This is a genomic window from Enterococcus avium, assembly GCF_002891025.1.
In the GTDB taxonomy this organism is placed as follows: domain Bacteria; phylum Bacillota; class Bacilli; order Lactobacillales; family Enterococcaceae; genus Enterococcus_A; species Enterococcus_A avium.
The window spans coordinates 877,072-889,918 of sequence record NZ_NBSL01000003.1; the positions used below are offsets into that span (position 1 = coordinate 877,072).

Consider the following 12,847-nt stretch of genomic DNA (forward strand, 5'->3'; position numbering starts at 1 on the left):
TTATAAATAGTAGGAGTTGGAACAGTTTATGAAAAATTCTTCAAGAAAATGGTTCTCGTTGTTCGCGATGTCATTAGGCGTATTTATGGGCCTTTTAGATGTGACTGTAGTAAACGTCGCATTACCGACTATGCAAAAGGCCTTCAATGAACCCTTTACGCAGCTGCAATGGGTGCTGAATGCTTATACCTTAGTGTTTGCGGTCACGTTGCTGATCGTGTCAAAAATGGGCGATATGTATGGACGAAAAAAAATCTTTTTAGCTAGTTTGATTCTTTTTGTCATCGCCTCTGTAGTGAATGGCTTTGCGCCATCCTTATTGATTTTAGATATTGGTCGTGGTGTCCAAGCAGTCGGTGGGGCTGGAATGATGTCCTTGTCGATGGCACTGGTAGCTTCCAATTTTGATGGGAAACAACGCGGTCTAGCTTTAGGTATTTTAGGTTCTGTTATTGGTTTGTCTTCGGCTTCCGGTCCGTTAGTCGGTGGTTTGCTAGTAGACGCCTTTGGTTGGGAATCGATCTTCTTTATTAATTTGCCGATCGGAGTTATTGCCGTCTTAATGACGGTTCGTTTTGTCAAAGAAACACCAAGCTATGGGAAAGATCAAAAAATCGATTTTATCGGGATGATTTTATCCGCGGCAGCACTGTTCAGCGCAATCTATGGTTTGATTCAAAAGGAAACCCACCTCAGCTGGGCCTGGACTGATCTGCGCATAGGTGGATGGCTGCTTTTAGCGGTTGTTTTCTTAGCACTATTTATTTTTGCGGAAGCCAAAGTACAAAATCCTATGATGAATTTGTCGATGTTCAAAAATATCAATTTCATTGGTTCAGTATTAGTCGCTTTTGCTTTAGGTTCTGGTATTTACGCTTTTAATACGTACTTGACAGTCCTAATGCAAAACTATATTGGCTGGTCCGCCTTTGATACAGGGATTCGTCAATTGGCCTTATCGGTTTGGTCATTGATTTTAGGACCAGTCGTTGGAATTCTTGGTAACAAATTCTCGAAAAAATGGATGATCGTTGCCGGACTATTAGTCAGCGGTGCTGGATTCATTTTTTTGATCGGTCAATTATCTCCAACGATGGGCTATGCTCAATTATGGCCAACGTTAGTCATGATCGGAATCGCCAACGGAATTGTTAATCCGGTATTGAACTCGGCTGGGTTAGAAGGTGTGGCTCCGCAGGAAATGGGCATGGCTTCAGGATTACTGAATGTCTTCCGCCAATTTGGTACCAGCTTTGGAGTAGTAATTTTAGGCTTAGTCGAAGCCAATCGTTATGGGAATGTTGTAAGTCAACAGGCTTCTTCGCTGCATCTACCAGAAAAATTAGTGAACGGATTAATCAAAGCCGGACCATTTTCCGGTCATGAAATTGCTTTTTCAAATGCACTAAGTAAAGCGCCATTTGCTCAAGATTTGCAGAAGCTGGTTGTCGATGCCTTCGATAAAGGCTTGATTCAAATCTGTTATGTTGCCGGAACTATCGTTCTGATTGGTGCCGTTGGCGCGGCGATCTTTATGCGTGAAAGTAAGGAAGTAGTTGAATAAATTTTTAAGCAGCAATCGGTTTTTGATTGCTGTTTTTTTCTGTATTTGTTATGGTTGCTTACAAATAGTACCTTTAAAGGAGAACGCAACCAATGGGATTATTTATTAAAGATGTAGATGAAAGCAATTGGCGTGAAATCGTTGCTCTTTCTGTTTCAAAGGATCAGGAGGCGTTCATCGAGACGAATGGTCAATCTTTGCTGGAGGCAGCCTATGATGTTTCTCTTAACTGGCAGCCATTGGCATTGTATGATGATCGTCAGTTGATCGGTTTTTCCATGATTGGTGCCAAGCAGGATAAGTCAATGTGGCTGGATCGATTAATGATCGACGCAAAGTTTCAAGGAAAACACTATGGGACCTTGTTTATTCCTTTACTGATCGATTTTATGAAAGAACAGTATGAGATTGATCGGATTTATTTGAGTGTGCATGAGGAAAATGAAAAAATTATTCCTTATTATCAGCGCTTTGGTTTTATCGACAGTCAAAGGCATGATCCGGAGAATGGTGAACGGGTGATGTATCTTGACTTGTAGAATTGGATTGCCTTTTGCTCTGTTTATTGCTAGAATGTAAGGAAATTATGAAGAACTTTTAGCAAAATCGCCGGGTTTTGTTTTGAGTAGCAGTCTGCCCCGTAGGCCATAGGAGGGTAGGATGCTATTTTTTTGTGGAGGGAATCAAATGAATGAGATAAAAGGTTATGTCACACGAAGCGTGTTAAGTACACTAGGATTATCGCTGTATATTTTAGCGGATACGTTTTTTATTGCAAATGGGGTGGGAGTGCTAGGCTTGGCGGCCTTAAATATTGCACTGCCGATATTCAATCTACTGACGGGGCTTGGGCTATTGTTGGGTATGGGCGGCGCGACGTTATTTGCGCTGAAGGGAAGAAGCGGTGGCTATTTTTCTCAGCTGCTGGTGATTGGTGGGATCATCGGACTCTTTTTTACTGGACTAGGGGCCTTTTTCAGTCAAGATTTGGCGTTACTTTTAGGAGCAAGTGGCGCAACTGTTGCGTATACAACAATGTATATGCGCTTTATTTTGGTGATGGCGCCATTTTTTATCTTGAACAATTTATGTCTAGCATTTATTCGCAACGATCAAAATCCGCAGTTGGCAATGAAGGCGATGATTTTTTCCAGTGTTTTCAATATCATTTTTGATTATATTTTTGTTTTTCCAATGAATATGGGAATGGCTGGTGCAGCGTTGGCAACGGTATTGTCTCCAGTCCTTAGTCTGCTCATTTTGAGTACTCACCGACATTTCTCAAAGCGTTCCCTTTCATTGAGATGGGCGATTCCGAAGCTAAAGACGGTCACTCAAAGTGTGCAGCTGGGGTTATCTTCATTTCTTGCGGAAATGAGTACGGGTGTAAGTATTCTAGTCTTCAATCAGGTATTGATCGGCTTAGGCGGAGATATTGCCATTGCTGCTTATGGAGTTTTGGCAAATATTCTAGTAGTTGCGCTTTCTTTATTTACTGGCGTCGCACAGGGAATTCAGCCATTAATCAGTCGTGCCGCAAACAAAGAAGACCGCACCACTATCCAAAAGACCTTGGTCTTTGGGTTAAGGGTTAGCTTTGTTATGGCGGTTGGCTTGTATCTGGTCCTATTTTTCTTGAAATACCCAATCATTTCCGCGTTTAATCGTGAAAATGATCCAATGCTGATTCAGTTAGCCGCTGCTGGTATTCCGATTTTCTTCTTGTCATTATTTGGCTCTTCACTGAATGTCGTTTTTAGCATTTTCTTTTCAGCGATCGGTCGTGCCAAACAGGCTTTTACGTTGGCGTTGTTCAGAGGCTATTTTTTCTTAATACCTTTAGTGCTTGTTTTAGCGAACTTCTGGGGATTAACGGGAGTATGGGCGAGTTTGCCGATCACTGAACTTATGACACTTCTGTTTGCGGCTTACTTTTTACGCCAATATCAAAAAGCCAGTAAAAAAGATTCGACAATGAACTCAGCGATATAACAATTGGAAATAGTTGAAAAATTTCCGATCATGTCGAGATTGATAATAGAAGAAGAATTCGTGACTCATCGGAAAACCGATGGGTTATTTTTATTGCCTCTATAAGAAAAGTAGAAATTTTTCTCATGAAAAATCGCTTTACAGTAGGTATATTCATGTTTGACTTCATGAGCTCACTTTTCTAGGCACACAGTTACTGCTAAACTCCGCTAAGCAGAACTAGTATACCGGCAATAAGCAAAAATATTCCGACTCTGAAATATGGGTGTCATTTTTCAAACCAAACAAAAAGACCTGTCATCTTTTTCATTTTTTTAGAAATATAAGAATCCCTTTTCGAATTCCAAGGGTAGGTTATCCATACTCACCAACAGCGGATTTTAAAATAACTGAATATTTTTAAAATAAGAATGTATCTCTTGCTTGAGGTAAAATAATATTCACCATTTATTCATATAAATGTCATAAACGACCATTTTTAGATGAGTATTTTCATAACACAGCAGAGCTTTATTTTATTATAAGGTATGCCTAATTTAGCTTCTAAGAAGTCCTGTCAAAGTTATTTATTGTAAAACAATCTAGTTGTTCGGAGATTATATTCTTGTTAAATTCCTATTAACTTAAGTGATCAAACCATTTTGCTGGTACCAAAAAAATAGTTCAAATAAATTATTTTTAGGGGATGAAAAGATTGAAGAGGGATTATCGAAAGTTAATGGACCAAAAAGCACGAGCAAAACGACGTTCAAGAAAATATATCTATGTAGGAACTTCAGTAGCGACAGGCTTGTTACTAGGATTGACACCGATTTCAATAGCAACTCCGTTTTTTTCAACGCAATCTACACAGGCTTATGCAGCGCTGATAGATGGGCAATTATTTAGTAGTTTGAACTCTTCCAATTCAAGTGGAACAACTGATACGAGTCCTTTTACTATTGAAAATGCTGTTAGAAGTGTGGATTTCACCATTTCAGCTGATAGCGGTATTGATCTAAGTGTGGTTGCAGGCAATAGAATGGCTGTGTTGGCAATTCCTGAAGAACTTCGAGGTCACGTAGCACCGAATGGTACAGGAACGCTCTCAACGAATATTTTACTTCCGGAAAATGGTCTAGCTCCATTACTATCGATTGTTGACGGCGCAACGACTACACTAATAAACTCGATTAACACCTTGATTAACTCTAATCCATTATTGAATATAAATTTAGATGAGGTTTATGAACAATTAAATCTATTAGAAAACTTGAGCAGCCTGACTGCCGCAGATGTCGCATTGCAATTGCAAACCCAAGGGGATCAATATATTTATGCGGATCTTGACGGTGTATTGGAAACGATCATTCGAGAAAACGTCAATCAAATACTTGGTGATTTGAATAGTGCTGTCCAGGCACTGACAATTACAGGAACCGGTGCTGGACTTTTGAATCAAACGCTAAATCTGACGCTAAAACCTATTTTCAATGGAACCTTCGCCACTGCCCAAGCTTTAGTAAATACAGGCTCAACATTAATTGGTGAGCTTGCAGATGCGAGTATTTTAGGAGAAACGAACGTTACGATTCCAACAACTATCATTGATCCGATCCCTCAAGAGTTAATTGATCGGGGAATAGACTTGACTCAACCTTATGAAGCTGGATTTTTAGCTACAATTGTGAAAACGAATCTTCTTTCAATTGATATTTCTACAGAATACGATGGCTATACACCAATCTTTTATAAAGTAGCACAAGTAACTGCACCGTATGATGTAGTAGTTACAGGGAATTCATCAACGGATTATAAAGTTACAGGGTATGCGAACCCTAATACGATCGTTAGAATTTATAAAGACGGCACAGAAATTGCTGAAGGAGAGACGGATGAGAATGGTCGATTTTCAATCCCTTTATCTGCAGAAGATGTCGATGCATTGGATCAAATTGAATTAATTGCCTATGATCAAAACAACGTGCCAAGTTTACCGACACCTGCAATTATTCCAGATGATGATGAAACGGATGCAGACGCCGATGCTGATGCCGACGCTGATGCCGATGCTGACGCTGATGCCGATGCAGACGCCGACGCTGATGCCGATGCCGACGCTGATGCCGATGCTGATGCAGACGCCGATGCTGATGCCGATGCCGACGCTGATGCCGACGCTGATGCCGACGCTGATGCAGACGCTGATGCCGATGCAGACGCCGACGCTGATTCTGACGCCGATGCGGATTCTGACGCTGACGCTGATGCCGATGCCGACGCTGACGCTGATGCCGACGCTGACGCCGATGCCGACGCCGATGCCGATGCAGACGCCGACGCTGATGCCGATGCAGACGCCGACGCTGATGCCGACGCTGATGCTGATGCCGACGCTGATGCCGACGCTGATGCCGATGCAGACGCCGATGCGGATTCTGACGCTGACGCTGATGCCGATGCAGACGCTGATGCCGATGCCGACGCTGATGCCGACGCCGATGCTGACTCAGACTCAGACTCTGACGCCGATGCGGATAGCGACGACAACAGAGGAGTACCTGTAATGGCGAATAACCAAGGTACACCACCGACATCTTCTCTAGGAAGATATAGTGCAAGTGGGTCAGGAAGTGTTGGAAGCGGAAGAACTAGTTACCTTGGAAGCGCGAAACAATATCCAGCAACCGGTGAGGACACTGACACATCGCTCACAGCGTTAGGAGCATTAGCCGCATTCTTTTCTGGTATTGGTATATGGAAACTTAGAAAGACAAAAAAAGAAGACTAAAAAAACGGGATTGATGAAGGGAATGTTCCCTTCATTGATCTTTTATGGGGTGATAAAATGTCGATTCAATTAATTGAAAATAAATTCCAAGTGGTGGAAGAGCTGCTTAGTAAGATGCGAACAAAGCAGGTGAGTCCTCTCTTAATTATCAGTATCGGTAAATTCGCAGAACGCAGTCAGGTCGTTGAGCTGTACGGCGATAATTATCAAACAATTTGGAATGATTTTTTATCATACTATAAAAGAAAGAACCTTGAACAAGCCCCGTATTTTCGACTAGATGTTGTAACAGAGGAAAAGAAGATTACTTTCCAAGAACTTCAGGAATTGATTGGCAGTGTCAAAAGGAACAACTACGGCGATTTCAATTTTCGGGTAAATGGAAGAAAGAAGCAGAGCTTTTTAATGGAAGAACTGGTGGGAAATGCGATCTTAAAGCCTAGCAAAGAGCACAAGGTCGGGCGAAATCTACCGGAACTTTCAATTGATGATCAAAATTATCGTGGCTATATGAAGAGAAAATATGGCATAAGAAACGCGAAGACAGCTCAGTTATCAACTGCTCCACTGTATCTATTTAAAACCGAAGCTTTTTACTTTGAAAATGATCAGGTTTTTCCTTTGATTGATTATGGAAATGGCAATCGGGTAAGGTCCGTTTCGGTTTTAAATTTGAATCAAATAACTGATCTAGTGATTGAAAAAGGCAGTGACTATCTAAAACGCCAATTAACAGAGACAGGACAATTTATTTATGGTTATTTTCCCTGTTATGACCAACGAATAAAAGGCTATAATTCTGTCCGACATTTTTCTTCCTTATATGCGTTAGCCGAAGCTGCCGGATACACGAATGATCAACAAATAAAGCCTTTACTTGAAAAAAGTCTTCAGTGGGGCATCCAGCATTTACTCTCAGAAGTCTCGGGCTATCTTTTGGTAAAGGAACCGTTAAGCTCCAGTGTAGAATACAAGCTGGGAGCACAAGCAACAGCGATTTTAGCGATTTCTAAATATAGCGAAGTCACAGGAGATACGCAATTTCAGCCGATTTTAAGGCGGTTGATTGTTTCTGTAAAGGATAAATTTATAACAAAGGATAATCGAACCATCCATGTGTTGGATTCGCAATTACAAATCAAGGAAACATTTAGAATCGTTTATTATGATGGTGAAATCCTTTTTGCCCTGCTTCGGGCTTATGGTATTTTCAAAGAAGCAAAGATCATGCAGATTTGTGAGGATCTCATGAATCAATTTATCGCCGATGGCTACCAAAAATATCATGATCATTGGCTTAGTTACGCAACCAATGAACTGCTGATTTATCAAGAAAAGAAAGAGTATTATCAATTTGGCTTGGACAATGCACTTGGGAATATTAACTTCATTGATAAACGAGATACGGCTTATCCCACAATGTTGGAGTTGCTAGTCGCAGCGTCTAAAATGATTGAAAAATTATCAAGTAGCGAACTGAAAACGCAAATATTCCAAAGCTCAAAAGAGTTCAATGTTGTGAAGGACAGGATCAATTCAGTCATGAAAAAAAGAGTTCAGCATGAAATCACGACTGGGGTTATGTTCCCAGAATTTGCCCAATTTTTCAAACAACCAAATACGATCAGCTATGGCTTTTTTGCTAGACATGACCGTTTTAGAATGAGAATCGATGATGCTGAACATTTCCTGTCGGGATTAATTAACTATCGACTACATGAAATGAGGAGGTACGGATCATGGTAGGGACGATTCGATTTATCGCGTTAATACTCATCGCACTGTCTTATTTCCTTATGCGTTTGCGGAAGAAGAACGAACGAAGCGAGGACTCACAAAAAGACGAACTGCAAAATTTCCAAAAAAACGAAGAGGGACTCTATCCTTGGGAAGCTGATACGGACGACTCGCCAGATCGGATTCCAGCAAATGCGAAACGCTATGTAAACAAGGCTCGATTAAAACGAGGAAGATGGTAGAAACAAGAAAAACGAGGAGAATTGGAAAGCATTCTCCTTTTTTTTGTTCAAATGTTTGAATATCAATGCTATAGTAGTGGAATAAAAGAGTAAGAAACAAAAGTTTACATAATATAATTATTTGTTTATTAGATCGTTTGGGTTGAAATGAATCTGGTTCATGGAAAAGAGAGTGTCTTTTTGAACAAACAGAAGATTGTTGGTGTATTACTGATATTGTTGGTTATTCTAATAAGTGTTTTTTCCTTCAAAGTAACCGAAGCCTGGATGTTTAAAATAATGATCTGCGCTGTCGCACCATTTTGTGTTTTGATCTACGATAGGTTTATCAATCTGAATAGAAGAGCAGCCAATTATTTCTTTGCGCTGCCATCGTTGATTTATCTATTAATGTGTTTTGAAAATGGCGCCATTCATATTATTCCATTCTTTGTTTTGATATTTATTTTCTTCGTTGTCTTTGTAACAGGGATTGCAGGATCAATGAAATCACGAGGGAAAATATAATATTAGCACAGCACTTCAGACACGATATACCAAAAATAAAAACGAGCGAACATTTGCTTTCAATCCAAAGAAAGCTGTTCGCTCGTTTTTTATTATGAAAACAGCTGCATTAAAAATCCTGAGATAATTAACACGATCGCGCCGCCTAAACGATTTCCCATTTGGGCAAAGGCGATTAATTCCATGCGGTTAGCAGCAGATAAAACAGCTACGTTACCGGTTCCGCCCATTGAGTTATTGCATAGACCGGCAGTAATCGTTGATTCGACTGGGTATAATCCGAATAGACGACCAACGAAACCAGAAACGACAGAAATAACAATAACACTTGTCAAGCATAGGACAACAAATTGCCACGTTAATGCGGAAGCTAGAACGTTCAAGTTCAATAACGCAATACCGATACCAGCTAGTACAGCAGCAGTCAGGTTTTTAACAATCAAGTTGTTAAACATGATTGCGGCATCTTCATAATATTCTGGCAAGATATTGGTAATTTTACAAATAACTACGATGATGATCATGAAGGCATAGGCATGGATCTTTGGAACAAAGAAGTTACAGATTTGACCTAAAATGAAGAAGGTCAATGCCACCATCAGCCCAACACCTAGTTGAGCAATATCAGGTTTAACTTCACGAGGTTTGCCATCGCCAAGATCGCCTTTTTCCATCAGCTTCCCATTACCATTTAATTTTGGCAATGATTGTCCCGCACGAGCAACTAACGCAGCACCAATAATTGCTAAAACATTTGTCATGGCAGTTGCCGGGATCAAACGAGAAATAATTGAGGACGCATCCGTTCCTAAAACGTGAGCATAAATCGTTGATAAAGGAACGGCTCCGGCTCCAACACCACCAGCCATCGCAGGCAACGAGATATATAAAACAGAATTCGCAAAGCCGTTACCGATCAGCATGCCAACCAATCCGACAGCGAAGAAAGAAACGACCATAGAAATAAGTGCTACGGGAATAAAACGAACAGAGGCTTTCATTAATAACTTACGGTTCATTCCAAGAATACTACCGGTAATTAAAGCCGCGATATAAAAGTCTAAAAAGCCCATATTGCTGACAAAGTTTTGCGTTGATTTTACGACTTCAGCAGGTAAGATACCAAAGGTCGCGATTGCTGCAGAAGCGAAGATCGCAAAGACTGAGCCGCCGCCTAGATAGCTTTTGACGATCGGAATTTTGTTGCCGATGAAATGGAATAAGTTCCCAAAAATAACTAGAATAGCGATCGGTCCGATCATGTTGGTTGGTAATTTGCCTAAAGCCATCGCTACGATCAGGACAACGACCATGATCAAATAAATTGGAAGGCTAACACCAGTGATTTTAGTTGACCAGAAGCTAGTCTTTTTTTCTTCAACTGGCATCGCAGTTGTTGATTCTTTTTGTGCCATTTTTAAAAGATCCTTTCTTTAGTAAAGCATTGTTGAATCCATAAAAATGGGGAGTAGCATTACATCTACTCCCTCATTTAAGAGAGTTACTTATATATAATCTAATCCGATAAGGGGAAAGGAGAGGAATGGATTAGTCTTGGTATTCAGGTACCCATTTAGCCGCTTCAACGGCTGCTTTGACATCTGTGATTTCTTCGCGGTTCAATTTTTGATCAACGACTGATTTCACAACCGTTTCAGCGATGATTTGAGAGAATTCAGTCAATTTAGCAACAGGAGGCAAGATAGCTGCACCTGGTTTTGTCACATCCACGATTCCGCCTAGTGCGCGACTTGCTTGAGAAATAATTTCATCATTTACGCGAGTTGAAGTTGAAGCGATCAAGCCTAAACCAAGTCCTGGGTACATTAGGGCATTGTTGGCTTGGCCGATTTGGTAAGTCACGCCTTTATATTCCACGTCAGCAGCAGGGATACCTGTACCGATCAAAGCTTTTCCGTTAGTCCATTCGATCAAATCTTTCGCTGTAGCTTCTGCCAATTTTGTTGGATTTGATAACGGCATAATGATTGGACGAGCAGTGTGTGCCGCCATTTCCTTGACGATGGTTTCGCTGAAAGCACCTGGTTGTGTAGAAGTGCCGATCATGATTGTTGGATGAATTTCTTTTACAACGGCTTCTAAGTTTGTTAATTCTTCGCTGTTAGTAAATTCAGCACGTTTTCTTGCAAATGGAATTTGACCAGGTGTTAAGCCTTCTGTATCTTCAAACAACAAACCTTGTTTGTCGACTTGGTAGAAGTGTTTGCGTGCTTCTTCTTCAGGTGTTCCTTGACGAACCATTTCTTTTAATAAAATGTTGGCAATACCAACGCCGGCAGTCCCAGCACCGAATGTCAGGATGGTTTGATCTTTCAAGGCTTCACCAGAAATGTTCAATCCGCCTAATACACCAGCAAGAACAACGATTCCGGTTCCTTGGATATCATCATTGAAGGTCGTGATTTTATCTTGATATTTTTCTAAAATGTTTGCGGCATTGCCACGGCCGAAGTCTTCCCAGTGTAATAATAATTCAGGGAAAAGATCTGTCGCTGCTTCAACGAATTGATCAATGAAATCGTAGTAAGTGTCGCCAGTCACACGTTCATGACGGTTTCCTAAGTAAAGCGGATTGTTCAACAATTCTTCGTTGTTCGTACCAGCATCGATGGAAACAGGTAAAACTTGTGCAGGGTTGATTCCAGCTGCAGCAGTGTAAACCATTAATTTACCGATGGCGATATCCACACCGTTGACACCCCAGTCGCCCATGCCTAGAATTCCTTCTGCGTCAGTCGCAACGATCAAACGAATGTCACGGCCGTCAGCAGCGTTTTTCAAGCTGTCTTTAATACTTTCTGGATCATCAATGGATAAGAAAGCCGCATCTTGTGGTTCAACGAAAATTTCGTTATATTGTTCGATTGAATCAGCCACAACTGGATCATAAACGATTGGCATGAATTCAACTAAATGTTGTCCCATTAATTTGTAGAATAATGTTCGGTTGGTGTTAAACACGTTCATTAAGAAAATGCGTTTTTCCAAATCTGATGGTTTGCTTAAATATTGTCCGTAAGCTTGAACGGCTTGTTGCTCTAATGTTTGAACGGTACTAGGCAGCATCCCAGTAATACCATATTTTGCTCGTTCTTCTTTGGTAAAGGCTGTTCCTTTATTTAAAAAGGGGTTGTTTAATAAATTTAAACCTGTAAGCATAATTAAATCCTCCTAAAATTTGATTGCAACGGAAGTATAAAAGGTGGAGGAAAGTATAGTCAAAACGTTGGGTAACGATAAGTTTTGTTTATATGAGGGATATGATTAAAAAAAGTAAGGGAGCTGAGGAAAATTGGCGTGCAAAACGTAGCTGGTCCTTTTTTTCTCTTTAACACAACGGAAATAAATTGGGTTATACTTAATATAATAAGAATAAAGATCGTTTAAGTTGCAGAGATTGAGAGTAATATCTGGAAGGAGGAGATGCTATGTTAATCGTTGGAATTATTTGTTTGCTAGTATTCGTAATGTTGTTGATCGCTCTTTCATTGTCAGGTTTACAGCGGTTTGATGAGCTGGTGACACTCAAAGTGATTGCTTTACGGCGTCCGTTTATCACTAAGATCATGCTCTTTTTTACAAAACTTGGTCGAGCTACAGGTGTGATCATTATCATCGGTGCGCTGGCTTTAGTCCCGCCGTTTCGTTCAGCAATTCTGAAACCGGCTGGCTTATCTTTGGCTCTTAGTTGGGGCTTGGCCTATATTATCAAGCGTTTGAAAAAGCGTCCCCGTCCAGTCGGTCAACGGTTAGTCGAAGAAGTCGACGCCAGTTTTCCTAGCTTTCACGCGACCTGTTCCAGTGCGCTATATTGCTGTATCGCGCTTGGTGGTGGGGAAGTCTATCTGCAATTCCTACCATTTTTGGTAATCATCTGTCTAGTGATCGCTGGAATGATTGGTTTTTCTCGGGTATATTTAGGGATTCATTATTTATCTGACGTAGTAGGGGGCTGGTTATTTGGTGCAGGGATTACGCTGATTTTGCAGTGGGGACTGCTTGTTTATAGTTGAT

Annotated in this window: 10 protein-coding genes; 8 read left to right on the forward strand and 2 right to left on the reverse strand. The window is 40.8% G+C overall.

Annotation, left to right across the window (positions count from 1 at the left end; all coding sequences use genetic code 11):
• The first annotated feature begins 28 nt into the window (after nt 1-28).
• The 7 genes from AUF14_RS19825 to AUF14_RS19855 all read left to right on the forward strand — a co-directional run bounded on the left by AUF14_RS19825 (nt 29) and on the right by AUF14_RS19855 (nt 8,812).
• Nucleotides 29-1,564 carry an MFS transporter gene (locus AUF14_RS19825; RefSeq protein WP_102866554.1) on the forward strand — a complete coding sequence of 512 codons (1,536 nt, stop codon included), beginning with the start codon at nt 29-31 and terminating at the stop codon, nt 1,562-1,564.
• 92 nt (nt 1,565-1,656) lie between these two features.
• Nucleotides 1,657-2,103: a GNAT family N-acetyltransferase gene (locus tag AUF14_RS19830; protein WP_102866555.1), complete on the forward strand. Its 447-nt coding sequence runs from the start codon at nt 1,657-1,659 to the stop codon at nt 2,101-2,103.
• Nucleotides 2,104-2,251: 148 nt separating this feature from the next.
• Complete coding sequence (locus AUF14_RS19835; protein ID WP_102866667.1) at nt 2,252-3,556, forward strand: MATE family efflux transporter; 1,305 nt, start codon at nt 2,252-2,254, stop codon at nt 3,554-3,556.
• Between the two features lie 694 nt (nt 3,557-4,250).
• Nucleotides 4,251-6,326, forward strand: a complete 2,076-nt coding sequence (locus AUF14_RS19840; RefSeq protein WP_227656407.1) for an adhesive domain-containing protein — start codon at nt 4,251-4,253, stop codon at nt 6,324-6,326.
• Between the two features lie 57 nt (nt 6,327-6,383).
• Entirely contained in the window at nt 6,384-8,072 is a 1,689-nt protein-coding gene (locus AUF14_RS19845) for a hypothetical protein (RefSeq protein ID WP_102866557.1), read from the forward strand.
• A complete protein-coding gene (locus AUF14_RS19850; protein WP_070504883.1) occupies nt 8,066-8,305 on the forward strand; it encodes a hypothetical protein in 240 nt (79 codons plus the stop codon). The genes AUF14_RS19845 and AUF14_RS19850 overlap by 7 nt, the downstream gene beginning before the upstream one ends.
• Before the next feature lie 267 nt (nt 8,306-8,572).
• Entirely contained in the window at nt 8,573-8,812 is a 240-nt protein-coding gene (locus AUF14_RS19855) for a hypothetical protein (protein WP_127478975.1), read from the forward strand.
• A gap of 92 nt (nt 8,813-8,904) precedes the next feature.
• Here the strand turns inward: AUF14_RS19855 and AUF14_RS19860 are convergent, their stop codons facing one another.
• Nucleotides 8,905-10,227: a 2-hydroxycarboxylate transporter family protein gene (locus AUF14_RS19860; RefSeq protein WP_102866558.1), complete on the reverse strand. Its 1,323-nt coding sequence runs from the start codon at nt 10,225-10,227 to the stop codon at nt 8,905-8,907.
• Nucleotides 10,228-10,360: 133 nt separating this feature from the next.
• A complete protein-coding gene (locus AUF14_RS19865) occupies nt 10,361-11,992 on the reverse strand; it encodes a malolactic enzyme (protein WP_102866559.1) in 1,632 nt (543 codons plus the stop codon).
• Nucleotides 11,993-12,261: 269 nt separating this feature from the next.
• On the opposite strand from AUF14_RS19865, the gene AUF14_RS19870 reads away from it, so the two are divergent.
• On the forward strand, nt 12,262-12,846 hold the full coding sequence (locus tag AUF14_RS19870) for a phosphatase PAP2 family protein (protein ID WP_102866560.1): 585 nt from the start codon (nt 12,262-12,264) through the stop codon (nt 12,844-12,846).
• Nucleotide 12,847: the final 1 nt, after the last annotated feature.